Origin of the sequence: Tardiphaga sp. 42S5 (genome assembly GCF_034044155.1) — a bacterium.
GTDB classification, from domain to species: Bacteria; Pseudomonadota; Alphaproteobacteria; order Rhizobiales; family Xanthobacteraceae; genus Tardiphaga; species Tardiphaga robiniae.
Genome location: NZ_CP139027.1, coordinates 1,931,294 through 1,954,440, shown reverse-complemented (window position 1 = coordinate 1,954,440; position 23,147 = coordinate 1,931,294). Strand labels below are relative to the sequence as shown.

At 58.9% G+C, this 23,147-nt stretch carries 21 protein-coding genes and 3 pseudogenes; 8 read left to right on the top strand and 16 right to left on the bottom strand.

Annotated elements, in window-relative coordinates:
* Position 1: 1 nt before the first annotated feature.
* Entirely contained in the window at positions 2-880 is an 879-nt protein-coding gene (locus SFY93_RS09075; RefSeq protein ID WP_320446837.1) for a putative bifunctional lysylphosphatidylglycerol flippase/synthetase, read from the bottom strand.
* A gap of 320 nt (positions 881-1,200) precedes the next feature.
* On the opposite strand from SFY93_RS09075, the gene SFY93_RS09070 reads away from it, so the two are divergent.
* The gene (locus SFY93_RS09070; protein ID WP_139285875.1) at positions 1,201-1,422 is read left to right on the top strand and encodes a hypothetical protein; all 222 of its coding nucleotides are present in this window, start codon (positions 1,201-1,203) and stop codon (positions 1,420-1,422) included.
* A 16-nt stretch (positions 1,423-1,438) separates the two neighbouring features.
* Here SFY93_RS09070 and SFY93_RS09065 read toward each other — a convergent pair whose 3' ends face one another.
* The 4 genes from SFY93_RS09065 to SFY93_RS09050 all read right to left on the bottom strand — a co-directional run bounded on the left by SFY93_RS09065 (position 1,439) and on the right by SFY93_RS09050 (position 4,941).
* Positions 1,439-2,266 carry an NAD-dependent protein deacetylase gene (locus SFY93_RS09065; RefSeq protein WP_320446836.1) on the bottom strand — a complete coding sequence of 276 codons (828 nt, stop codon included), beginning with the start codon at positions 2,264-2,266 and terminating at the stop codon, positions 1,439-1,441.
* Between the two features lie 230 nt (positions 2,267-2,496).
* Positions 2,497-2,811, bottom strand: a complete 315-nt coding sequence (locus SFY93_RS09060) for a hypothetical protein (protein ID WP_320446835.1) — start codon at positions 2,809-2,811, stop codon at positions 2,497-2,499.
* A 178-nt stretch (positions 2,812-2,989) separates the two neighbouring features.
* Entirely contained in the window at positions 2,990-4,222 is a 1,233-nt protein-coding gene (locus SFY93_RS09055) for an ATP-binding protein (protein ID WP_320446834.1), read from the bottom strand.
* Positions 4,219-4,941 (bottom strand): response regulator, encoded by a 723-nt coding sequence (locus SFY93_RS09050; RefSeq protein ID WP_320446833.1) that lies wholly within the window; start codon positions 4,939-4,941, stop codon positions 4,219-4,221. Before SFY93_RS09050 ends, SFY93_RS09055 begins: the two co-directional genes overlap by 4 nt.
* A gap of 334 nt (positions 4,942-5,275) precedes the next feature.
* On the opposite strand from SFY93_RS09050, the gene SFY93_RS09045 reads away from it, so the two are divergent.
* Positions 5,276-6,097: a DUF3313 domain-containing protein gene (locus SFY93_RS09045; RefSeq protein ID WP_320446832.1), complete on the top strand. Its 822-nt coding sequence runs from the start codon at positions 5,276-5,278 to the stop codon at positions 6,095-6,097.
* A gap of 124 nt (positions 6,098-6,221) precedes the next feature.
* Here the strand turns inward: SFY93_RS09045 and SFY93_RS09040 are convergent, their stop codons facing one another.
* From SFY93_RS09040 to SFY93_RS09020, 5 genes are all read right to left on the bottom strand, one after another.
* Complete coding sequence (locus tag SFY93_RS09040; protein WP_320446831.1) at positions 6,222-6,917, bottom strand: O-methyltransferase; 696 nt, start codon at positions 6,915-6,917, stop codon at positions 6,222-6,224.
* A 341-nt stretch (positions 6,918-7,258) separates the two neighbouring features.
* Positions 7,259-8,059, bottom strand: coding sequence for an ABC transporter permease (locus tag SFY93_RS09035; protein WP_244628390.1), 801 nt, complete (start codon positions 8,057-8,059; stop codon positions 7,259-7,261).
* Between the two features lie 21 nt (positions 8,060-8,080).
* Complete coding sequence (locus tag SFY93_RS09030) at positions 8,081-8,965, bottom strand: ABC transporter permease (RefSeq protein WP_320446830.1); 885 nt, start codon at positions 8,963-8,965, stop codon at positions 8,081-8,083.
* Between the two features lie 11 nt (positions 8,966-8,976).
* Entirely contained in the window at positions 8,977-10,032 is a 1,056-nt protein-coding gene (locus SFY93_RS09025) for an ABC transporter ATP-binding protein (protein ID WP_320446829.1), read from the bottom strand.
* Positions 10,033-10,131: 99 nt separating this feature from the next.
* Positions 10,132-11,295, bottom strand: a complete 1,164-nt coding sequence (locus SFY93_RS09020) for an ABC transporter substrate-binding protein (protein ID WP_170849753.1) — start codon at positions 11,293-11,295, stop codon at positions 10,132-10,134.
* A gap of 255 nt (positions 11,296-11,550) precedes the next feature.
* Between SFY93_RS09020 and SFY93_RS09015 the strand changes: the two genes are divergently transcribed.
* A complete protein-coding gene (locus tag SFY93_RS09015) occupies positions 11,551-12,561 on the top strand; it encodes a Gfo/Idh/MocA family protein (RefSeq protein WP_320446828.1) in 1,011 nt (336 codons plus the stop codon).
* 141 nt (positions 12,562-12,702) lie between these two features.
* Positions 12,703-13,428 (top strand): FadR/GntR family transcriptional regulator, encoded by a 726-nt coding sequence (locus SFY93_RS09010; protein WP_320446827.1) that lies wholly within the window; start codon positions 12,703-12,705, stop codon positions 13,426-13,428.
* Between the two features lie 426 nt (positions 13,429-13,854).
* Here the strand turns inward: SFY93_RS09010 and SFY93_RS09005 are convergent.
* Positions 13,855-14,115: pseudogene (locus tag SFY93_RS09005) on the bottom strand (transposase); the annotation flags it as partial.
* 371 nt (positions 14,116-14,486) lie between these two features.
* Positions 14,487-14,604 (bottom strand): annotated as a pseudogene (locus tag SFY93_RS09000) (IS5/IS1182 family transposase); the annotation flags it as partial.
* A 372-nt stretch (positions 14,605-14,976) separates the two neighbouring features.
* Here SFY93_RS09000 and SFY93_RS08995 point away from each other — a divergent pair.
* Positions 14,977-15,942 carry an AraC-like ligand-binding domain-containing protein gene (locus SFY93_RS08995; protein WP_320446826.1) on the top strand — a complete coding sequence of 322 codons (966 nt, stop codon included), beginning with the start codon at positions 14,977-14,979 and terminating at the stop codon, positions 15,940-15,942.
* A gap of 22 nt (positions 15,943-15,964) precedes the next feature.
* Here SFY93_RS08995 and SFY93_RS08990 read toward each other — a convergent pair whose 3' ends face one another.
* The 4 genes and pseudogenes from SFY93_RS08990 to SFY93_RS08975 all read right to left on the bottom strand — a co-directional run bounded on the left by SFY93_RS08990 (position 15,965) and on the right by SFY93_RS08975 (position 20,151).
* The gene (locus SFY93_RS08990) at positions 15,965-16,501 is read right to left on the bottom strand and encodes a flavin reductase family protein (RefSeq protein WP_320446825.1); all 537 of its coding nucleotides are present in this window, start codon (positions 16,499-16,501) and stop codon (positions 15,965-15,967) included.
* A 7-nt stretch (positions 16,502-16,508) separates the two neighbouring features.
* The gene (locus tag SFY93_RS08985) at positions 16,509-17,930 is read right to left on the bottom strand and encodes an NtaA/DmoA family FMN-dependent monooxygenase (RefSeq protein ID WP_320446824.1); all 1,422 of its coding nucleotides are present in this window, start codon (positions 17,928-17,930) and stop codon (positions 16,509-16,511) included.
* Positions 17,931-18,661: 731 nt separating this feature from the next.
* Positions 18,662-18,872 (bottom strand): annotated as a pseudogene (locus tag SFY93_RS08980) (ISNCY family transposase); the annotation flags it as partial.
* Between the two features lie 331 nt (positions 18,873-19,203).
* On the bottom strand, positions 19,204-20,151 hold the full coding sequence (locus SFY93_RS08975) for a LysR family transcriptional regulator (protein WP_320446823.1): 948 nt from the start codon (positions 20,149-20,151) through the stop codon (positions 19,204-19,206).
* Between the two features lie 375 nt (positions 20,152-20,526).
* Here SFY93_RS08975 and SFY93_RS08970 point away from each other — a divergent pair, with 375 nt between their 5' ends.
* Genes SFY93_RS08970 through SFY93_RS08960 form a run of 3 tightly spaced genes read left to right on the top strand, consistent with a single transcriptional unit; the run spans position 20,527 to position 23,116 of the window.
* Positions 20,527-21,495, top strand: coding sequence for a Bug family tripartite tricarboxylate transporter substrate binding protein (locus SFY93_RS08970; protein WP_320446822.1), 969 nt, complete (start codon positions 20,527-20,529; stop codon positions 21,493-21,495).
* A 12-nt stretch (positions 21,496-21,507) separates the two neighbouring features.
* Entirely contained in the window at positions 21,508-22,278 is a 771-nt protein-coding gene (locus SFY93_RS08965) for an ABC transporter ATP-binding protein (RefSeq protein WP_414717138.1), read from the top strand.
* Positions 22,271-23,116, top strand: a complete 846-nt coding sequence (locus SFY93_RS08960) for an ABC transporter permease (RefSeq protein WP_320446820.1) — start codon at positions 22,271-22,273, stop codon at positions 23,114-23,116. Before SFY93_RS08965 ends, SFY93_RS08960 begins: the two co-directional genes overlap by 8 nt.
* Positions 23,117-23,147 lie beyond the last annotated feature (31 nt).

Sequence of the window (23,147 nt, the reverse complement as noted above, 5' to 3'; positions counted from 1 at the left end):
TTCAGGCCAGCTTGCGCCTGTTCACATTCCGGTAGGCTTCAACGGCACCGAACAGCGCCAGCGACAGCACGAACGGGATCAGGTGATAGAACAGCCGGAACAGCAGCAGCACAGCCAGTAGCTGCTCGGTATGTTCGCCGCCAAGCCCGACAAGGATCGTTGCGTCGAACACGCCGATGCCCGCGGGTGCGTGGCTGGCGAATCCCAACAGCGTCGCAGCAATGAAGACGACGATCACCTGCGCGACGCCGACATCCATCGTCTCGGGGATCAGCACATGCATCGCCAGCGCCGCCGCGCCGAGATCGACCAGACCGATGCCGATCTGGAAGAACACGTTGCGCCCGCTCGGTACCGGCACCGACCAGTTGCGGCCACCGAGCGTCCGAATGCCGTTCCATGTCCAGCCGACATACGCGACGATGCCGACGAGAGTTGCGACAGCGATAAAGCGGTTGATCTCGGGCGAGAGCTGATCGATCCTGCTGATGGCACCTGGCTCGTGCAAGGTGCTGAGCGCCAGCGCGGTGAGATTGCCGAGCCAGAAGGTCAGGCCGGTGAGAAAGCAGATGCGGGCGACGCCGGCAGGACCGATGCCATGCGGTGCATAGATCCGGTAGCGCACCGCCGATGACACCAGCAGCACAGCGCCGGTTCCGTGCGAAATCGGATAGCTGGTGAAATTGGCCAGCGCTGCAATCCTGAAGGGAATGTCCCCTCGCCCGATCATCTGCAGCGCCAGCCAGTCGTACAGCGTCAGGCTGCCATAGGAGATCGCCACCAGCACCAGCGCCAGCGCGATGCTGCCTGGCGGCACCATGTGCATGGCAGACAGCACATGGGCGAAATCCACGCCCTTGAGCGCCCTGGTCAGCGCCATAAACGCAATCGTAGCAATTGCTATGCTAAGGAGCGCGCCAAGCCACCTCCAGCTGAGGCGCGTACGCATCAGCTGCATGATATTTTTCAATGCGGGTGGCACATTGTTCTACTTTTCATTAGGTCTGAGCACGCCGTGATTCGCGCATGTGTTCGCGCGTTCTGTTGCACGTCCATGTGACAGCTGCGCAAAAGCAGCGTTTTGGCGTCATCCAACAATCCGGTGATTTCCAGATTTCGCCTCCGCCATGTCGCATCAAGGTCATGCGGGTTCCGTAAGCCATGCGCATTGAATGCACTGATTCATCCAAGCAGGACACCATGTCGACCGAGACCGAATATCAGCTCACCGAAAACCAGTGGGACACACTGCGGATGCTTCGCCCCGCGATCCTGCCACCGGCCAAGCTGAACCGTTACGTGCTCGATCAGCTGGTTGCGATGGGACTGGTTGCGCTATCGGACACTCACCCGGCGCTCACGCCGATGGGCCGCGCCGTGGTTCTGCGCGGTTGTCCACGTCTGTGGGACCTGGCGGCCTGAGCCGAGGCCTGCGCCGTCAGGGTGCATGCACCCGCTGAAGCAGGAACGCGAATGCGTCCTCGCAACGGTCTTCGACCTTGAAGCTGAGAAACTCGTCAGCCCGCGTGCGGCCGAGATTGACCGCCGCAATGGGGATCTCCGCGCGCACCGCCGCTTGCACGAACCGAAAGCCGGAATAGATCATCAAAGACGAACCGGCGATCAGCACGGCGTCGGCCTTCTGTAGGTGGCCAAGCGCGGCATCGACGAACTCGCGCGGCACGTTCTCGCCGAAGAACACCACATCCGGCTTGAGGATGCCGCCGCAGATTTCGCAGGCCGGCACGACAAAGGACGCGAAATCGACGCCCTCCAGATCGGCATCGCCATCGGGCGCAACAGCCGCATCGAGGTCCAGCCATCCTGCGTTCAAGCGGCCCATCTCGTGCTGGAATTCATCGCGCTGGATCCGGCGTTCACATCCCATGCAGCGCACGAGATCGAGCCGGCCGTGGAGGTCGATGACCTTCTTGCTGCCGGCCGCCTGATGCAGCCGGTCGACATTCTGCGTGAGCAGAACCTCGCATTTGCCGATCTGTTCGAGCCGCGCCAGCGCATGATGCGCATCGTTCGGCCGCGCCTGACCGAACCGACGCCAGCCGATGAGACTGCGTGCCCAATAACGCTGCCGCGTCAATTCCTCGCCCATGAAGGCCTGAAAGGTCACAGGCTGCGTCCGCTTCCAGTTGCCGTCAGTGTCGCGATAGTCGGGAATGCCCGAATTGGTGCTGCAGCCAGCGCCGGTCAGGACAAACAGGCGTTCATGGCGATCGACGAAGTCGCGAAGGACATTGGGTGGGGTCATAGAGGAACGATTATCTCTCGGCGGGAAACAATGCCAGCCGCGCGCGGACGCGGCACCTGGCACTGCATATGTGGGGACGGAATTCGGCGAGTCCACCACGCGAGATCACGCCACGGCGTCGAATATCGCTGGCGAGGGGATGAACCAGTTTGTTCATGAGTGGAGACAAGGTGCTTAACCGTCATATTGGCATATCTATGTCGGTGGCTGACATGCGTGCCAGAACGAAATCAATGGATGCTCCGCTTGGCCCAACCATAGGCAACCATTGCATCGTGAAGTGCATTCCTAGCGTCAACAGTGCTGACCGGATCTTCGCTCGCAGCAGCTAGCCTGCTGACGACATCAATCCATTGAGGGGACGCGCGGGTTTCAGCTTCGACGTAGCGCTGAATCCATCGCAGCGCCGAAACGATCGACAGCAGCTTCCGATCACCAGTCGGAGTCTGGCCAGGCGCATCAGTTGTCAAAGTGATCGGCGCGAAGATGATCTGCACCGTTACCCCGTCGGTTAGCGGATGAAGTTCCAATCCGGTGTGGCGCAAGATACAACGTATCCGCAAAGTCACGAAATTCAATTTGGAAACAGGCGTTCGTAGGACCGCGCTGATGCCCATGAACCAATATGCGAACGAGAACTCAACCGGCTGCTCGTCATCGGACTGTTCAACGTTCCATCGATCCGCGCCTCGAATGGCAGGTAAGACCGCAACAAGAATCGATCTATAGATTTGCGATCGCCGGCAGTTCGACTACCTGCACCAGGCCACCGTCACGACCGTTGCTGATCTTTATATCGCCGCCGGCCCGGCGAATAATTTCTCGTGAGATCGTAAGGCCAAGGCCCGCTCCCGGTATGCTCTGAATGCGCGCCGGGTTGGTGCGAAAGAAAGGTTCGAATACCTGATCGAGCAGATCCGGAGAGATTCCTGGGCCATCGTCGCAGATGATAATGTGTGCAGTTGCGCCGCCGGTTACGCTGACTCTGCCGCGCTCGCCATGAGTTGCCGCGTTGATCAGTAGATTGCGCAACGCGCGGCTCAGAGCGACGCGATTTCCCTTTACGCGTACCTTGGCGGTGTCGGAGACTTCTATCTTGAAATTCTGCTCCTGCAATTCTGTCGCCACGCTGCCCACGAGGCCTTCAATACAAATGACCTCCGACAACGCACTCGCCGACTCCTCGCGCACCAGCTCAATGGCGCTGTCTGCGATATGATCGAGTTCCTTGATGTCCCGGAGCCACAATTCGCGCTCCTCCTCGTCTGCGACAAATTCCGCGCGCAATCTCATTCGGGTGAGCGGCGTGCGAAAGTCATGACCCGCACCGGCAATGAGGCGCATGCGGCTTTCGACTGCTCGCCTCAACCGGGTCGACAACGAATTTAGCGCGGCCGCAGTCGCCCGGACTTCAGCAGGACCGCGCTCGGGCAGATGCGGCAGAATGCCGTCGGGGCTGACCATTTCGACAGCACTTTCAAGCATGACCAGCGGTCGGATCATCCGGTTCGCGGCGAGCACCGCGACGCCCCCGACTCCAATTGTAATGAAGGCAAGCCACCACAGGCGCTCGACGTTCGGCGGAAGATCGAGATCTACGATCAACCATCCGCGCGATCCGACTCGGACTGACGCGGCCTGAAACCAGCTACCTTCAAGCCCGTCCTTACGCGTAACAACGACATCCAGCGGCGAACCAAGTCGCGCGGTGACAGAGCCAAAGATTTTCGTCTGCTTTTCGTCCGGCATACCGCTCGCCGGGCTCCGGACGAGCACACGGCCTTCAGGATCGTTCGCTGCGAGGCGCTCCATCAAGATCAACTGCCGGGCTAACAGATTGACGACCTCTTCGTCGGGGGCCTTGAAAATATACATTGTCGCGATCGTCATGAACATGACAACTGCAACGATCGATGAGACGAGAAGCAGAGCTACCTTTACGCGAAGTGTGTTCATCTTTGCTCCCCCACATGAACAACTTTGGCAGCCAGTTGATAGCCACCGTTGCGCACGGTCTTGAACAGCTGGGCAGCAACACCGTCCGACAATTTGCGGCGCAGGCGGCTGATGAGAACATCAATCGATCGATCGAGCACATCGCCATCGCGACCGCGCGTCAGATCGAGTAATTGATCGCGCGACAATACGCGGCCGGGACGATCAAGAAACGCCACTAGCAGATCGAATTCCGCACCGGTCAGCTCGATGTCCTCGCCTTTCGGATCGGTCACGGAACGCGTGGACGGATCGGCCGTGAAGCCTTCGAAGACATACCGACCGGCATCGTCCGGCGTAGAGCGGCTATTCCGACCGCGACGCAAGACCGCGCGAATACGCGCAACGAGCTCACGCGGGTTGAATGGCTTGCCGAGGTAATCGTCGGCTCCGATCTCAAGGCCGATGATCCGATCGATATCCTCTTTCAGAGCGGTGAGCAGGATGATCGGGATGTTCGATTTCCTGGCCCTCAAATCACGGCAAAGGTCGAGCCCGGATCCGTCCGGCAACATCACATCAAGTACGATGAGATCAATCTGGTTAGTAACGATGCGCTCCCTAACCTCCCCGCACCTTGATGCAAGTTGGACGCGAAATCCCTGTCCCTGCACGTAACGCGCCAGAAGTTTTCGGATTTCGAGATCGTCGTCGACAACGAGAATTTGCGGCACATGCATGGAAATGAAATCCGTCTTACCCCCTCAGGAGCAGTAATTGCCTCAGGGGAAATTGGAGAAGAACTTTTGTAACGAAGCATGTCCCGGGTCGATTGCGGCGGGTTTTTGACACGAAAATCACCTGCAAAGAAATGTTTCGACACATTCGGCCGGAGTGCGAGCAACCTGGCATCCTTATCAATTGCGCAGCGACAACACTCAGGGGTTTCGAATGCGCTTCCTCGCCAGTCTCCGCCGATCGACGGCCATAAAGACGGCTCCATCCCGCGATCAGACATCTCCAGTCAGACATCGGTCATCGACGCGGGGACAGTATCATTCCCTATCTTTCGCGATGCTCACCGTCGCGACGTTTCTGCCAGGTTGCGCAACGGTGCCTGCTGTTCAGGGAAACCGGCTCTCGTCCTACGAGGGGCTCACTCCGTCCGACGGCAAGCTCACGAAATCCAGGCTCATGGTCAGGAAAGAGCAGGTTCTGACGGCAAAGACGATCAACATTGCCCCGACAGTATTCCCGTCCACGATTGCGCCGAAGCTATCCGGAGAACAGCGAACTCTGGTGGCGAATGTCGTGAACCGCGCCTTGTGTATCAGCCTCAGTGATCGCTTTCAGGTCGTGATGCCCCATGAGCCTGCGGATCTGACTGTCCGTGCGACGGTGACGCGGGCGACGGAAACCGACGAGATTGCAGCAGGCGCTTCCGCCGCGGCGTCTCTCAGCACAAGCTTTATCGACATGGGCACCAATGTGCCGATACCGATCCCGCGTATACCCTATGGCCTGGGAGATCTCGCCATCGAAGCCGAAGCGGTCGATGTGGCCGGCCGGCAGCAAGCCGCCATGCTATGGGGCAGAGGTGCGGGTGTCTTTTTTAGTTCGCCGCGCGCCTCAAGAGCGAGCGATGCCTACGAACTTGCATCGGCATTCGGCGACGACTTCGGACATTTGCTGGTGAAAGGGGAAACTCCCTTCAAATCCATGGGGATCAACATCCCCACATGGCAGAAGGTGAATTCGAATATAGGCCTCGCACCGAAATACGCGGCCTGCGAGGCTTACGGTCGGGCTCCGGGCATCGCAGGAATGGCTGGCGCCAAGATCGGGCTGCCGCCCGAGTGGACCGATAACGGTCCACGAGCATCTGCAAAACCTTAGGGAAAGCACGGGCCGGCGAAATTACTCGTCGTGCCGCTCCGGCGACGCATGGCGCCGTCCGGATTTACAATACGACGACCGCGGCTGCAGCGGTCGTCGGCGGACCCGCCCACTCCTGCCGCAATCAGGCCACCCGAACGGTGAACTCGTTGCCGCGCCCTTCGTCGACAGCGAGCGGTTGAGACAGGTAGCCGTTGGCGGGGTTGCGGACATAATCGAGATAGTCCCGCGCAAACGCGTTCTCGCCCAGAATCACAGCTCCGGGCGCCAGCCGTGGTTCAATCAGCTTGAGCACCTGCAAGTAAAGAGAAAACGCGCCATCGATCAGTAGAACGTCGACCGGGCAGCCGACATTCTTGAGCGTCTCCAGCGCGTCGCCTTCGCGGATCTCCGCGAGATCAGCGAGGCCCGCCGCTTCGAGGTTCGCGCGCGCCCGCGCCACTTTGCTGGGCTCAAGCTCCGAACCAATCAACTGACCGCCGCCATTATCGCGAAGTGCAGCCGCAAGATAGATCGTCGAGATTCCCATCGACGTTCCGAACTCGACAATCCTGCTCGCCCTCCGCGCGCGGGCGATCGCGTAGAGGAAGCGACCATAGGCAGGAGAAACGGCCAGGAAGTGCTCGGCGTGACCGCGGTATGTGGTCCGGTAGCTCACCTGCTCCTCGGCCACCAGCTTGGCGGCCGCTTGTTCCACCGTCTCACCGGACGCCTCGAACTGAGCCATGACGCTGGCCATGAAGTCGCCATCCGCCGCGTCGGCATCGCGATGAAGCTTGTCGAGCGTTTCTGAAACGCGCCCATGGGTGATCAAAGCCATCAAAATCCCTTTCCTCTACGGTCGATTCCTTATCGACCTCGCTTGGTGGGTGGAGGGATAGATGGAGGCGACCCCGGCGTCATTACGAAGCTTGGACAGATTATTATTCATTTGCGCCAATCAGCCTGTAAGATCAGCCGATGCCTATCCTGACAGACGCGTCCGTTCCGACCGATTGGATTGAACCGGACGACGTCGCGCGCCCGGTCGTCACCTATGGCATTGCATCGAAGAAGACCGTTACTAGGTCCGACGCCATGCTTCGGCAGGTGGTTCCTGTCCGCCTTGCGCGATGAGCCAACCTTGGCGATGACCAAACACGCGCAGCCTCAAATATGAATTTACTTGTCGAGCTTGAACACCATCTGTGTCGGGCGCACGAACCGCAATGCGATCAGAAGCAGCGTCATGACCATCACCATGTAGATCACGGCCATGGCATCGATGGAATAGACGGGGCGAACACCACCGGCAAACATGTTGTAGAATAACGCGACGACAAGCGTCTGCGATCCACCGCCGCCGAGGAGAAATGCGAGCTCGAAATTCGAGATCGTATTGACCAGCACAAGGACGCCGGCGGTGAGTATTCCCGGTACCATCAGGGGAAACAGAATCCGCCTGAAAATCTGAGCCCGGCTTGCGCCGAGCATTGACCCGCTCCATTCCAGATTGACGCTGATCTGCTCGAAAAATGGCATCAACACGAAGACGGCCAGCGGTACCATCGGCACCAGGACCGCCAAGATCACGCCGACGACGGATCCGCCGACGCCATATCGGTAAAGGGTGGTTGCCAGTGGAATCCCGTAAGTCATCTGAGGGATGACCAGCGGCAGGAAGTACAGCAGCAGGATGACCGATTTGAATCGGAAATTTCGTCGCGCAAGAATGTAAGCGGCCGGAAATCCAATGGCCAGTGCAAGGAAGACAACGACGACCACGATCAGCAGCGTGACGCCCAACACCTGCCCCAGATCGAAATTCTTCCACGCATAAGCAAACCAGTCCGTCGTATAGGCCGGCGGCAGCAGTCCGCCGAACCAACGCTTGGCAAACGAGCTCACGACAACATGCGACACGATCCCAAGCATGTTGAGGATGAAACCCACAATGAACAGATAGAGCGAGAGCTTCCACATTCTGCTTCGCATTGTGCGGCCCTATCTCTTTCCGACGCCCATGGTCGCTGCCGGCGACAACCGGCGACGGAACAGGATGATGACCAGCAGTGCTGCCAGCTGACACAGACCCATAACCACCGCGATCGCGGAAGCAGCCGACATGTCATATTGTTCGAAGGCCTTCTGATAGGCCGCAATAGAGATCGTGCGCGTGGTACCCGCCGGCTGCCCGAGCATGATGGCGGACGGAAAGACCGCGAAGCTCATGACGAACACCAGTGCGAATGCGATGGCAAGACCGGGCGCGATGAGCGGCAGCATCACGCGCCGGAAGACGACTGAAGGTGTCGCGCCCAGCATCCGCGCCGAGCGTTCAAGGCTGGGGTCGATGCCGGATATGTATCCGAGCAGCATCAGGAAGCAGAACGGAAACTGCTGCATGAACAACGCCAGCATAACGCCAGCGTAGTTATGCGTCAGGATGAACGGCTCTTTGATAAGCCCTAATCCGAGAAGGACCTGATTGAACCAACCCTGCGAACCATAGAAACCCAAGATACCTTCCGACAGCAGGATCACGCCAAGCGAAATAGGCATGATCAAGATCGTCGTCACGGTCCGTTCCATGAAAATGCCCCGGCGCATGCCGTAGGCCAGCCAAAGAGCGAGCAGAAGGACAACGATCGTAGTGGGAATCGCTAGGCTGAAGGTGATCCAGATCGTACCATACTGATAGGGATCGCTGAAGAAGGTGAGATAGTTCGCAAAGCTAAAGCCGCCAACCTTTTGCGGCTGAAGGCTGAGATAGACTCCATACAGAAACGGATAGACGAACATGCAGAGAACGTAGAGCAAGGACGGCAGCAAACAGAAGAATGCCAGCGCGTCGAATTCGCTCTTCTCATCGTTGGCTACGGCGCGCATTATTTTCTCGCCTATTCCGCAGGAAGCAAGACGACCTTGTCGATCGGAAACTGAAGGCCAATCGTATCGGCGGTTCGTATCGCCTCGGCGGTGCGCAACCAGACTCGCGTATTGTCATTGATGCGTATGGCGGCTTCCTGTTCCCGACCGAGATACTCGACCACTTCGACACAGCCACTAACATCTTCGGCACCGGAAACCACCTCACCGCCGGCCCGGATATCGTCTGGACGTATCGCCATCACCATGTTGGTATTCACGCGCACATCGGCCCCTGCCCGCGCCCGAATGCGGATTCCATCACCGACGCCCTCGGCGATTCCGTTGGACACTGACGCGATCCTGACCTTGAAGAAATTCCGGAAACCCATGAAATCCGCCACGAAGACATTCTTCGGTCGGTCGTGGATTTCCTGCGGCGTGCCCGACTGCATCAGGACGCCATTGCGCAACACCACAATCCTGTCCGACAGCGACAGTGCTTCGGCCTGGTCGTGAGTCACGTAGATCGACGTCAGCCCTAGCGCAGCATGTATCTGCTTGATCTCCGCCCGCATCTCGACTCTCAGCTTCGCGTCGAGATTCGAAAGCGGCTCGTCGAACAGCATCAGGCGCGGATGCAACACGAGGGCACGCGCAATCGCAACGCGTTGCTGCTGACCGCCGGAGAGCTGGCCCGGATAGCGCTCCTCATAGCCGGTCAATTGCACCAGCTTGAGCATCGCATCGGTGCGTTTCTTGATCTCATCCTTGGACAATGGCTTCAGGGTGAGCCCGAACGAAACGTTGTCGAAGACCGTCATGTGAGGAAACAGCGCGTAATTCTGGAACACCATTCCGAATGCGCGCTTCTCGGGCGGCAGATGATCGACCCGCGCTCCATTGAGCCTGATCTCGCCCTCGGTGGCCGCAATCAGGCCAGCGACGATCGACAAGGCCGTCGACTTTCCGCATCCACTCGGTCCGAGGAAGGTGACGAACTCGCCCTTTCGGATATCGAGTTCAAGGTTGTCCAGCACGGTCTTGTTGCCATAGCGCTTGGTGATTCCAAGCTTCAGCGAGTCCAACCTATCTCCCGGCCCGTTCATGTCGTCCCGTTTCTGAGTAAGAAGCAACAAAGCCACCGGCGGGTCCGTCCATGCGGACCCGCACGCTCATCGAATTGATTACTTCTTGACCTGGTTTGCGCCCACTTCCCGGTCCCAACGGTCCATCGCGTAGCTTAATTCCTTCACGCCGAGCGGCGGGGATACTTTCCACTTGGTGCCGACTTCGTCGTATTCCGGCCGCCAAAACTCCTTCACCAGTTCCTGGATCTCCTTGGGTGCCTTTTCCATGGTGGCCGCGGTGATCGTCGGCCCGATGAAGCCCGGCCAGGAAAGCACCTGCTGCTCTGGCCGGCGCATGAACTTCATGAGATCGAGAATGACGTCGACCTGTTCTTTCGGCACGCCTGTGGGGATGCACCAGTAATGTCCGTCGACCACGAAGGTCGTGTTCTGAAGGATGGTGATCTTGGAGTCCGGCGGGATGACGCTCTGGGCACGCGGCTTCATGTCCCATTCCATGATGCCGGCGATGATCCAGCGTTGCCCCTGGGCGAATTCCTTCAATGTGATCGCGGTGCCCGTCGGATAGTATTCGACGTACTGCCCAAGCTCCTTCAGATAGGCCCAGGTCTTGTCCCACCCCTTGTCGGGATCGAGTGGCTTCGAGTCATTTAGAATGTGCGCCATGCCCAGTACGATCGACCGCCCCGGTCCGCTATTCGCCGGCCGCGCATACATCAGCCGACCCGGATTTGCCTTCGCCCAGGCCAGCAATTCTTCGGCGGTTTTCGGCGGGTTGGGCACCTTGCTGGGATTGTAGACGAACACCGGTCCGCCGGCGTTGCCCACCGACGGCACCATGTAATCGCGGCCTTCGTCGTACAGCGCCTTACCGGCAGGGGTCATCTCATCGCGCGGAAACTGCTTCTCGAAATCGGGAATCTTGATCAGCTGGTTGTTGGCCGCGAGAAACGCGCCACCGTCCTGTCCGGTCAGCACAAGGTTGATGTCCAGCCGTCCGGCATCCTGCTGAGCCTTGATCTTGGCCGGCAACTCCGGCGCCGGCGCGCGCTGAATCCTGATCTCCTTGATCTTGTCGGGATTGGCCTTCTTGTAGTTCTCGATAATGACCTGGGTAGATGCCAGATCGCCCCCGGTATCGATGATCGAGAGAACGATCGGCTCGGCGGCCCTCAGGGGTTCACCAACGAAGGCCGTCACGGCGAGGACAGCCACGGCGCCGGCAAACGGGCGCAATAATGCATTCGGACAGATCCGCATTTCCGATTCCTCCCTGGCATATGCACCCGCGTCGCGCACGGTTGTCATTTATTTGTAAACACAGCATCGACGAGTTAGGCGACATCTGTCAAGCATTGGGAGATCGCAATCGGCCGATCATGAGCAGGACTTGCTGATGTCGCGATGTCGCACCTTGCCCGTCTTGCTCGTTCGCATATCAGTCTGTGACGTCATACCCGACCCCAAGAGCCGACAAGTCGGCGCCTTGAGAAGGTCGGCCATCGGGAGAAACGCATGCCAATTGGAGTCGGCCTGATTGGGCTTGGAATGGCGGTGAAGCCGCATATTCTTTCGTTGCTTGAATTGCAGGCGCAGGGACGGATCACAATCGTCGGCGGATTTGCGCCATCAGCGGACCGGCGGTCAGCGTTTTCACAGCAGTGGGGCGTTCCGGTTTCCGATAGCCAAGAGGATTTGCTGTCGCGCTCCGATCTCGATCTCGTCCTGATACTGACGCCCCCTGGGACGCATCTGGCGACGGTGCAGGCTGCAGCCGCAGCAGGGAAGCACATTCTGGTCGAGAAGCCCGTCGAGATATCGGTGGCCAGGGGTGAGGAACTCGCGGCCGTCACGGAGGCTGCCGGCGTGCGGTGTGGCGTGTGCCTGCAACATCGCTTTCGTCCCGCAGCACTACGCCTGAAGGCCGTGCTGGATCAGGGAGATCTGGGCGATATCCTGTCGGCGAGTGCATCGATCCGCTGGTGGCGTGATGACGTCTATTTCCGTCAACCGGGCCGCGGGATGAAGGCTCGCGATGGCGGCGGCGTATTGCTCACACAAGCCATCCATACGCTCGATCTGCTTCTGCATTTCGTGGGGCCGCATAAGGACGTCGCCGGTTTTGCATCGACCTCGCCGCTCCGAACGATCGATACTGAAGACGTGACAGCGGCGGCCGTGCGCTTCCAAAGCGGTGCCATCGGCGCGCTCGATGCCACCAGTGTTGCGCGGCCCGGCTATCCGGAGCGTATCGAAATCGCCGGCACGCGCGGCTCGGCCTATCTCGAGACGTTCCAGTTGGCCGTCCATCGTCACGAAGGCCCGCCAGAGACGGTCGGGACTGCGCAATCGGGCGGCGGTGGCGCCGATCCGATGGCATTCGATCACGGGCCGCATCGGAACGTGATCACCGAGATGCTGGATGCGATCGAACAACGACGCGAGCCGTCCAACAGCGTGCGCTCCGCCCTTCACGTGCAGCGATTGATCGAGGCCTGGCTATCAGATGCCGCCGCCCGCGCTTGACCGACGCCCTCACGGCCCCTCGCGCCTCAGCAGTTTGGCCCGCGCTGCAATTCTGGATTGTCAGCGGCAGTGCACCGACTTGTCAAAAAGATGTAATGTTGCCAAAGACTGGAGCATGTTCGGAGCAAGGACGGGGTGAACATGGGCTCAACGGTCAAACGGGACGACATTCCGGAGCGCCCGGCTGTGACGGGAAAGCTTAGCGACCGCGTCTACGATCATGTCCTCAGCCAGATCACGGTCGGAATCTACCCGGTCAATTCGCGGCTTCCTCCTGAGACACGCCTGGCAGATCAGCTTGGCGTTTCACGCCCGGTCGTCCGTGAAGCGCTGATGCGGCTGCGCGATGACGGCGTCGTCGCATCGCGGCAGGGCGCCGGCTCATTCGTGATGCGACGTCCCGCGGCAGACGTTTACAACTACGCTCCCGTGGGAAGCATTGCCGATATCCAGCGCTGTTTCGTATTTCGCATCGGCATCGAAGGAGAAGCTGCCGCGCTTGCCGCGCGCGATCACGATCCGGAAGGTCTGCGCCGGATCCGCGATGCAATCACAGCACTGGATCAAGTGATCGCAGATGCCGCGCTCGGCGTGGAGGAAGACATCGCGTTCCACCGATCAGTCGCAGAGGCCACCGGCAACCGCTTCTTCGCCGCGACTCTCGCCGCGATCCAGTCTCAGGTGAGCGTGGGCATCACGCTCAATCGAAATCTCTCCTTGATTCAGCCTCGCGACCGACTTCTGCGTGGGCAAGAAGAGCACCGGGCCGTGCTCGATGCGATCACCTCCAGAGATGAAGCCCGAGCGCGCGAAGCCATGCGGTCGCATATCGAGAACGCCCGCAAGCGCGTTTTTGAGGGCGGATAGCTGCGCGCAGCAGGGCACGCGCGCCCGAGTGGTTGTACTTAGATGAAAATCGGGAGATTCTTGACAGACGGCGGCGCCGCGAAATGACGCTAAGTCATTGAAATCATGGTCGGAGTGGCAGGATTCGAACCTGCGACCCCTGCGTCCCGAACGCAGTGAACATCCTTTAAGCCATTGATTTTTCTCACTGTCGCAGGTGTTTCCGTCACGTTTTGTTCACGGTCGTTTCACCCAATTCGTTGCGATATCGTTGCGGCGTTCTCAGAGAGAACGGTAGCAACCGGCTTGGTCCAACGAGCACGCTTCTCCGACACCTTCCAGCACCGGATGTACAGGGGCGCGCTGGAGGCCTCTGTCCACCACGTCTTCTTCCCCGTCCAGGACGAGGCGTTGAAGGACAGTCCGTCGGCCCGCGCTGTGTATGAGCAAGGCGCTGGCCTCCCGACGAAGATCCTTCACCTCGCCCGATGTCGCGGCGCGCGCCGTGTCACCGGCCAGCCAACGCTTGCCGGCTTCCAGGAACTTTTTGGACCAGCCGTAATACATCGAGGCAGCGACGCCTTCCCGGCGGCAAAGCTCGGAGATGTTCTCGTCACCACGCAGCCCTTCCAGCACGATGCGGATTTTCTCTTCGGCCGAATACTGCCGACGCGCCTGGCGTTCAAAGCTGAGTATCTCTACGTCAATCTTGGAAGCAGCAGCATCACTTCAGCAGCTCCAACGACTCCCGGTAGTGCCGTTTCTTCCTATGGCACGCACTTCAGCGATCTCGATTTTCATGTCCTGCGCGTCGGTGTGAACTACCATTTTTGATTTTTAGATGATCAAGGAAAAGCCCGGCCATAGCGCCGGGCTTTTTTATTGCTGGTAAACCGGATTGGACTACTCCCATCCTCAAATCCACTAAAGGAATGATACTTGCTCCAATTTATCTTCAGTAGATGGGCAAGATCAAACGGCGATAAACGTTAGGCAGCGCGTCGATCTTGACCTGCTCGCCTGAAACGCCCCCGATTTTGAGTTAGGGTTCTGTTCTCCACCGAGGAGACAGCGACTGCGAAAACGAGCAGTTTGCCGTTGAGAACACGTCGGTCGTTCCCTAGGCACGCCGCGCGGCTTGTTCGGAAGGAGCGACCGGATGGCAGTCCACTCAAAGTCTGTGAGTTCGTATCTCATGTTTCGAGGCTCCGGTTCGGGAGCTTGAATCACACCTATCCCGGCTTTCGCAACTCGTATTGCAGGTCCGAGATGGGCCAGATAGCGGAGATGCTGCAGATATGTCAAAAATGACGCGAATGACCGGCAGAAGGGGCCGCTTATTCGTGCGACGCACCGATTGGCGGCCTAAGCGGCAGGCAACCGGTGAGCAAGCTGCCTTACTTGTGATCGACGCAACCTCCCAACAACCTTTGAGAGCACCCTATCCTGACGATTAATACCAAAAGCCCTAGGAAAAGAGCCGTTTTTCAACACCTGCGAGCTGAAGCTGCGAAGCGCTTTGAGTGGCACGAATGATGCTTAGATTTTCTGTCATCCCGATTCAGGGACATGCAGATGGACACTTGGACGACCGATACACTGCCAGAGCGCGACCAGTTCAGCTACTGGAAAGAGGTGTTGTGCGAGGCATACATCGCGCTTGATCCGACCAGGCCTTCGTCGGGCGCATTTGCGGGAACTGTCACAGCGCAGCCGCTGGCAAGCGTCAACGTCACCACCATCGCTTCGACCCGGCAAAAGATTCACCGCGGCCGTTCGGAGATCAGCCGGATGCCGGCGGAGGTATATTTCCTGAACTTGCAGATCAGGGGACAGTGCCGGATGTCGCAGGGCGGACGGTCCGCCCTGATTCAACCTGGCGAATTCTCGCTGGTCGATTCCACGGAGCCCTATCTGAACGACTATTGCAGTGACGACTGGCTGCAGTATTCGTTTCGCATCCCACGCCATTTGCTCCGCCCGCATTTGCGCAATGCCGATCGCGTGACGGCCACCTCGGTGTCCGCCAATGGTGGTGTCGGCACGGTCGCAGTTGAGTTTCTGATGTCGATCACCCGAAACGCACATACCCTGTCGCCTACAGCGGCGCAGTTGAGTCACAGTATGATTGAACTGGTGGCCATGTCGCTAGGAGCGACGAGCAGCGCGATCGAAGCTGGCGAGGGTTCAGCACGCAAGGCACTTTGCGCGTCAGTAATGAACCACATCGAAAGGAATATTGCCGATCCCGAACTGTCGCCAGCCAAGGTCGCGGCGCATTTCGGCGTATCGCCCAGATATCTGCATCGCGTGCTGGAAGAAGGCAGCCGGTCGTTCGGCCGAACCGTCCTTGAGGAGCGGCTCGATCGCTGCGCCCAGGATCTTGGCAGCGCGCGAAAGGAAACTATTTCCGAAGTCGCGATGCGCTGGGGCTTCAACGACCTATCTCATTTCAGCCGCACTTTCCGCCAACGCTTCGGCAAGACGCCGCGGGATTTCCGCCAGACAGAGGCCCGGGCACAGTCAATCGGCTGACAGCCCCGGGCATTGTCTGCGGTCAGTCGTCGACTTTTTCGACACGTCGAAACGCACTGTCCAGATAGAGCAGCGGGTCGATATACTTCTCCGGACTGTGAACTTCTTTGACGGCACCGAGGAAGATGGTGTGCGTGCCATAGGACAGCCGTTCCACCACCTCGCAGTCGAAGGATACCAGCGCGGAATGTAGCGATGGCGCCCCGGTCGCTAGCGTTCGCCAGTCGCCCGACGCAAAACGCTCGGCGCGTCGTTCGGTCTGACTGAATACTTGCACAAGATCGACGTCTTCCGCCGACAGCAAATTCACGCACAGGATCCCGGACCGGTCGATCGCGCCGTGCGCGGACGAGTTCTTGTTCACACAGACCAGCAAGGTCGGCGGGCTTGTGCTGACGGAGCTGACCGCCGTAGCGATCAGTCCTGCGCGAACGCTGTCCTCCGCGCTGGTGACGAGGGCAACACCGGATGCGAACCGGCGCATCCCCGCCTTGAACGACTCAACGTGCCGCTGTTGGTCATGGAGGTCCGAGAGTAAAGGGCGAAACATCGCGTTCATGATCGCCTTACTCCGCCGGTTCTCTTTGCCAACTCACACCCGTGCCGCCGGTGCTCGTCTCGGCGGCGCGGACGAAGGCACCTCGGTAACGCGCGGCAGGATGGCTGTCCGGTAAACGTCCGCCGCTCCCCGGAAACAGCTTCTCCCGCAGTGAGCCCGGCCCGTATTCGCGTTGCGCAAGACCGCGCTCCTGCAGAACGGGAATCACGTGCTCGATGAAGTCGCGATAGGATCCCGGGAAATACTGGCAGATCATGTTGACACCATCGATTCCGGCGTCCTGCCAGGCTTCCAGTTGGTCGGCAATGCTCTCGGGCGTGCCTACCATCCGGCTGTTGTACGAGAGCGCGTAAGCGAGGTCCTTGACCCGTGCCTTCTTGCCGGGATTGCTGGCCTCGAACATGCTGACGAAGCCGCGCAGCCCGTCGACCTGCGCTTCCTCGATTGGCATGTCCTTGTCCATCATGCCCAGATCGATACTGAGGTCGCGGCTGATGTGCGCCGCCAGACCATCATAGCTGACGCCTTCGTCTATTTCGGCCGACTTGCGCCAAGCTTCCTCTTCCGTGCTGCCGACGACAAACGAGAAGCCCTGAATGAATTTCAGGTCGTCCGCGTGGCGGCCTTGCGCGACGGCAACGGCCCGGGTCTGGGCGATGCCCTTACGCGCGCCCTCGATGGTCGGATAAAGAATGAAGGTGCCCTCGGCATTGCGGGCGGCGAAGGATTGGCCGACCGGCGACGAACCGGCCTGGTACAGCACCGGCGTTCGCTGCGAGGATGGCGAGCAGAGGTGCGGACCGAGCACCCGGTAGCGTTCGCCTTCGTGGTAGATGCGGTGGATCTTGTCGACGTCGGCATAGACGCCGTTGACCTTGTCGCCGAGTACCGCACCCTCGTCCCAGGATCCCTCCCACAGTTTGTAGACGACCTCCATGTACTCGTCCGCCCAGCGATAGCGCTCGTCGTGCGGCACGATCTCGTTGAAGCCGAAATTCTGCGCGGCGTTGTGGCTGACGCTGGTGACGATGTTCCAGCCGATGCGGCCGTTGCTTAAATGATCCAGCGTCGAGATACGGCGGGCAAAGCTGAACGGGTGCTCCGACATGATCGAGCTGGTGAAAGTCAGCCCGAGGTTTTTCGTCACACCAATCAGCGCTGCGCATAGGGCGCCGGAATCGTTGCACGGTATCTGCAGGCCTTCCTTGACGTAGGTGTCCCAAGACCCCTTGTAGGCCGGATCGATGCCGATCACGTCGGCAAGAAACAACGCGTCAAACTTCCCCTTCTCGAGCAGTGTGGTCAGCTCGATCCAGGTTTCCAAATTGTCGAAGTGCATCTGCGTGCTGTCGGGATGCCGCCACAGGCCATGATAAATGTGCGACACGACGTTCATCGAAAAGCAGTTGAAAATCAGGCGTTTTCTCATGGGAGCGTCCTCTCGGTTAGAGCTACGTCCGATCTGAATTGGACAAGTCCAGCCTAATGGGGCCGCACGATCTGTCTTGTCTAAGAGCGCCCGACTTTTGGTCTGAGAGAGAACAATGGTGAAAGTGCCTGGCGGCCGTTCACTTTCCGACACTGGAGCTAGACATTTGTTCGGTGTTTACCGATAGCGCGATTTGCGCGCCAGCACCGGATGTTGCAACAAAACGGCGCGACGGCGCCGCGCAGGCCATCGTACCGGAGCGGCGCCGTCTTTTTCGGACTGGTTTTGGGGCTGAGGTGACTGTTCCTGGATCCGCAGGGCGCGCGCTTTCATAAGACCCTGCTGCTGGTCTGAGCGTCGTGGTCCCTTTGGAAGTTTATTAAATCGCGGCCGAGCGTCTTGCTGTTCCGTGATCCAGGCCAGAACCTCGCCCAAACGCTTGTTCTCGACGATGGCGGCGTGACTGACCCGCTGCAACTTGTCAAAGGCTGAGTAAGGCAGGGATTGGCCTTTCCAACGAATCTCGAGGCGCCCGTCGGGAAAGTCGTATATCTCGACCATTCTGCCGCGAAGACGAACAGCAAGACCCTCAGGCTTGAGCATCAGCTTCATCCGGCTGTAGTTGACCACAAGCTGATGTGAGACCTGCCGCAGTTCCCGCCAACACAGGATTTGATCGACATCCTGATGGGCATCAAGCTCGCGATGAAAGTCTCGATCTCGCACCGCAGGCTTGGCAAAGCGGACGTTGTAATGAGAGATGAAGCCAGGCAGGAAGGCGTTTGCCGCGTCTATCGTGCTGATGCGGGCAAGTCGCAGTTCCTTCACCAGACGATCTTGCAGCGTATGATGCGCACGTTCTACACGGCCCTTGGCCTGACTGGTATTGGCACAGAGAATTTCAATGTTGAGTTCAGATAGAGCCCGTCCAAACTGCGTCATTCCATTGCCGCTGGCCGCGTTCTCGTTCGACACCCGACAAGTAATGCTTGTTCCGCTGATTGAGGAGCTCGAATTCGATAGCTCATTTTAGCCTACTTGTGCACTTCTTCGTCACCACGACCTTCAGCGGCCGAACCGACTCGATGCACAGGGATTGATGAATGTGAGGTTGGATCGCGGAGGATCCGACGCTGATTGTCCTCTGACCGACTTCTCAATGATCGCAATTTGGTCAGCACTGTGCTCCACCGTCATTTTCCGACGGATGGATGCAATCGTACGTATTGTTATGTTAAGTCGAGTACGAACGCGTGCCGCCTGCGGCCAGCACCTATGGATTGCCCACAAAACCGACTTTGGGCATTTCAGGTTCCCTGTCATCTAAACCTCGCCAACGCGGCATTTGACCGAGAGCCTCTTGGAAGCGGCCGATCAATGCCTGCACGGCTGGCACGGCCGCGCGGCGGTCGGGTGCGACAGCCTTGATCCAAAGGGCCGGCACCGGGAATTCCGGCAGCAGCGGAACAAGAGCGCCCGAGCCAATTAAGTCCCGCACCATGTAGTATGAGACGAGCGCTATACCGCGACCGGCAACTGCAGCAGCGATCAGAATCTGAGCATCATTTGAAGACAGGCGGGGCGTAACTTCGATGGTGACCTGACCCTGCTTAGCCTCGAATACCCAAGCGTTACCTGTCGGGAGAAAGCTCAGACAGGCGTGATCGGCCAAGTCGCGGGGGTGGCGAACACGAGGGTTATTGGCAATATAGTCCGGCGACGCGCAGATCATTCGGTCTAGTTGGCAGAGCGGAATCTCGGTCACGCCGCCAAATGATACCCAGTACGCGCCCAAGGCTAGATCGAAGCCTTCGGCAACCGGGTTGACGGAGCGATCCATAAGCACAACCTCGAGTCTCACTCGCGGAAAATCTCTCTCGTAAGCGTCGATAACGTCGCGGAGGAGAAAAGTGGTTAGAGAAGTGGGCGCCTTTACGCGAAGGAAGTCTTCCACCTCGCCAGGGGATCGGCCTGGATCCTTCAGTAGACCGTCAAAGTCGACAAGGGCCAAGCGACTTCGTTCAAGATAGCGTCGCCCAACTTCAGTGAGAATCAATTGACGCGTTGATCTCTTAAACAATGTCACCTTAAGTTGATGCTCCAGCTGGTTGACACGCTTTGTCACAACGGACGCCGCAAGTCCGAGCTGATGGGCCGCTCTGGAGAAACTCCCATATTGAGCCACTGCCTGAAAGGTCTTGAAGTTCTGATACGTATCCATGATCTAACGCGAAATGCGCGAGAAGTTCGCTCGTTGACGTGTATTCCCCGCTCAAGCGCGTGATGTTAGCCCTCCTGCCAATAGCGCTCAAGTCAAAAGGCGCCGGTATCTAGGGAGGGAATTTTGGTGATCGTCGCCCATTTGAACGAAACCACGACCCGGCGTGAACACCTCACGCCAGACCGCTCATGCTCGCGCCGGTCCTCTCGCAAGATGACGCCGCATCGTGTCGCCAACCTTCTGTTCGCAAGCCGGCGCATTTCGATGCGCCACGACGAACGGCCAGTTACGCGCAACGGGGAAGCGTGTTTCGCCATCGGGCGGTCGGCAGCCAGGGCGCTCCCCGCTCGCGGTCGATCTGAAGGTCCGACGAAGATGAGCGTGATCACCAAATGCTTCGCAGTAATATGCCTGACATTCTACTGCAACCCAATCGCTGCGCAGGAGTGGCCAACACGCCAAGTGACGATCATCTCGCCGTTCCAGGCGGGATCTACTCCCGACAGCGTCGCGCGCATTCTAGCGGATCGGATGCAGCAAAGACTTGGCAAGACATTCGTTGTTGAGAATAGGCCGGGCGCGAGCGGCAACACAGGGACGGGGATGGTTGCAAAGGCAGTGCCGGACGGTCACACGCTTGGCGTCAGTATCGTCGGCCCATTGGTTATCAATGCGCTGTTGTTTCCAAAAATGCCCTATGAGACCGCCAAGGACATTGAACCCATCACTATCCTTGCTTCGCAGCCGAGCGTGCTGACCATCAATCCGAGCATGGCCGCGGACGACGTCGCTACCTTGATCGCAATACTCAAACGCGCCCCTGACAAATTCAACTATGGGTCAATCGGCCGGGGCTCGTTGTCGCATCTTGCAATGGAATCGATTGCCACCAAGGCCGCGGTAAGGCCGGTGCACGTCCCGTACGCAGGTTCACCGGCTGCTGTAACCGCCCTTCTACGAGGTGATGTGCAGATATCGGTGCTGCCCGCTGGAGCGGTGGCGCAGCAGGCCGCAGAAGGCAAACTGAGGATGCTCGCGGTAACATCAGCCCGCCGTTCGGCGCTACTGCCCCAACTTCCGACGCTTGCAGAGGCTGGAATCGCGAACGTCGAAGCCGATGCGTGGATTGGCCTGATTGCGCCGGCTGGCGTGAGCCCCCCTATCATCACGAAAATTCGAGAGATTGCGATCGCCGTGCTGGCAGAACCGGAGGTCGTCGAGAAGCTCAAACTCCAGTTTATGACGCCGGTCGCCAACACAACCGAAGAATTCCGCACTGTGCTCAAGGAGGAGCATGATCGCTGGGCTCCTATCATCGCGGCTAACGGTATCAAGGCCGAATAGATGCCTAGCTCCATCGCAATCGCTGTCGACCGCGTTTCGCATCGTTTTGGAAGCCTTAGCGTCCTGCAGGACATCTCGTTCACCGTTGCCGCCGGCGAGGTTGTCGCTATCGTGGGGCCATCGGGATGTGGCAAGAGCACGTTGCTGTCCATCATTGGCGGACTCCTCCTGCCGTCGTCCGGAGCTGTCGCGCTCAGCAACGACACCACTGACAGTTTGAATCCCCTTGCTTTCGTTTTCCAAGACTTCGCACTATTGCCGTGGAAAACCGTAGCGGCGAACGTCGCCTTCGCTCTAGAACATTGCAGTCTGTCGCGTAGTGAGCTCGATGGCATAGTGCATGACGCACTGAAAAGAACCGGACTGGTCGATTTCGCAAACGCCCTTCCCAAGCAGCTGTCAGGCGGCATGCGCCAGCGCGTCGGGCTTGCTCGTGCGCTCGCCGTCAGGCCGACATTCCTACTTATGGATGAACCTCTATCGGCTCTTGACAGCCAGACGCGCGAAATTCTGATGGCAGACCTTACCTCCCTGCTCGACGACTCCAAAATGAGCGTCGTTTACGTCACTCACAATCTCGATGAAGCCGTAAGACTCGCCGATCGGGTCGCGATCTTTTCACGACGCCCGGGACGCATTCGCGAATTTTTTGATGTGACTATTCCCCGCAGTCAGCGAGGGAGCGAAGCCGCGTTGGTCGAACTAGCACGCACGCAAAGGCGGTTGTGGTCGAGCATTCGTGACGAAGCGACGCAAGCCGATCGGGAGATGGCTGATGTCTGATTTGACCCGCACTTCTTCTTTGCATCCAACTGCGGGCGGGAACGAGGGCCGGAGCAACCTTTCGCCGGTTCGATTCAGAGCCCAAGGCTTCACCGCCGCATCCAGTCGGTTTGGGGGGTGGGCGGCTGCAGCCGTGCTCATCGGCTTTTGGCAGGGTGCAAGTTCCCTGGGCTTTGTCAACGCTCTGTTTCTTCCGAGTCCCATCGCCGTCGCCAAGACGCTAGCCGGCCTGATAGCGAGCGGCGAACTCTGGCAGCACGTCTCGGCGTCCGCACTACGGATTGCGACTGGCTGGATTTGCGGAACGGCAGCGGGCCTCCTGTTAGGCTTTTCGATGGGATTGTGGAGCCTGGCGCGCTCCACCGGCACTGCCGTGGTTTCTGCCTTGTTTCCAATCCCGAAGATTGCCCTCCTGCCTCTGATGATCCTGTGGTTTGGAATCGGCGAGCCTTCGAAGATCGTCACCATCGCACTCGGAGTGTTCTTTCCAACCACCATCGCCGCCTACAGCGGCGTCGATTCCGTGCCCCGCAATCTCATACGTATGGCGCAGAGCTTTGGAGTGCCGTTCCTTGACATTGTGCGCAAGGTAGTTCTGCCGGGCGCCTTGCCTTCAATCCTGGCGGGTTTCCGCATTTCCACGTCGTTTGCTCTGCTGCTGGTTGTCTCAGCGGAGATGATCGGCGCCGACAAGGGTATCGGCACATTTGTGATGCAGGCCGGAAACCTGATGCAGACCGATCACCTTCTCGCTGGAGTCACCGTGCTCTCTCTGTTCGGCCTAGCCATCGCCCGCGGAATCGGTCTGCTAGAGAAGACGGTCCTTCGTTGGCGCTAATTTTTAGTGATCATTGTCACGTCGTTGGAGA

Excerpts from the sequence above, each read along its gene's own strand:
- SFY93_RS09015 (WP_320446828.1), top strand. The coding sequence starts at position 11,551 with ATGCCAATTGGAGTCGGCCTGATTGGGCTTGGAATGGCGGTGAAGCCG.
- SFY93_RS09040 (WP_320446831.1), bottom strand. The coding sequence starts at position 6,917 with ATGGCTTTGATCACCCATGGGCGCGTTTCAGAAACGCTCGACAAGCTT.
- SFY93_RS09020 (WP_170849753.1), bottom strand. The coding sequence starts at position 11,295 with ATGCGGATCTGTCCGAATGCATTATTGCGCCCGTTTGCCGGCGCCGTG.
- SFY93_RS08990 (WP_320446825.1), bottom strand. The coding sequence starts at position 16,501 with ATGAACGCGATGTTTCGCCCTTTACTCTCGGACCTCCATGACCAACAG.
- SFY93_RS09010 (WP_320446827.1), top strand. The coding sequence starts at position 12,703 with ATGGGCTCAACGGTCAAACGGGACGACATTCCGGAGCGCCCGGCTGTG.
- SFY93_RS08960 (WP_320446820.1), top strand. The coding sequence starts at position 22,271 with ATGTCTGATTTGACCCGCACTTCTTCTTTGCATCCAACTGCGGGCGGG.
- SFY93_RS09075 (WP_320446837.1), bottom strand. The coding sequence starts at position 880 with ATGGCGCTGACCAGGGCGCTCAAGGGCGTGGATTTCGCCCATGTGCTG.
- SFY93_RS09055 (WP_320446834.1), bottom strand. The coding sequence starts at position 4,222 with ATGAACACACTTCGCGTAAAGGTAGCTCTGCTTCTCGTCTCATCGATC.
- SFY93_RS09050 (WP_320446833.1), bottom strand. The coding sequence starts at position 4,941 with ATGCATGTGCCGCAAATTCTCGTTGTCGACGACGATCTCGAAATCCGA.
- SFY93_RS08985 (WP_320446824.1), bottom strand. The coding sequence starts at position 17,930 with ATGAGAAAACGCCTGATTTTCAACTGCTTTTCGATGAACGTCGTGTCG.
- SFY93_RS08995 (WP_320446826.1), top strand. The coding sequence starts at position 14,977 with ATGCAGATGGACACTTGGACGACCGATACACTGCCAGAGCGCGACCAG.
- SFY93_RS09045 (WP_320446832.1), top strand. The coding sequence starts at position 5,276 with ATGCTCACCGTCGCGACGTTTCTGCCAGGTTGCGCAACGGTGCCTGCT.
- SFY93_RS09065 (WP_320446836.1), bottom strand. The coding sequence starts at position 2,266 with ATGACCCCACCCAATGTCCTTCGCGACTTCGTCGATCGCCATGAACGC.
- SFY93_RS08970 (WP_320446822.1), top strand. The coding sequence starts at position 20,527 with ATGAGCGTGATCACCAAATGCTTCGCAGTAATATGCCTGACATTCTAC.
- SFY93_RS09030 (WP_320446830.1), bottom strand. The coding sequence starts at position 8,965 with ATGCGCGCCGTAGCCAACGATGAGAAGAGCGAATTCGACGCGCTGGCA.
- SFY93_RS09035 (WP_244628390.1), bottom strand. The coding sequence starts at position 8,059 with ATGTGGAAGCTCTCGCTCTATCTGTTCATTGTGGGTTTCATCCTCAAC.
- SFY93_RS08975 (WP_320446823.1), bottom strand. The coding sequence starts at position 20,151 with ATGGATACGTATCAGAACTTCAAGACCTTTCAGGCAGTGGCTCAATAT.
- SFY93_RS09070 (WP_139285875.1), top strand. The coding sequence starts at position 1,201 with ATGTCGACCGAGACCGAATATCAGCTCACCGAAAACCAGTGGGACACA.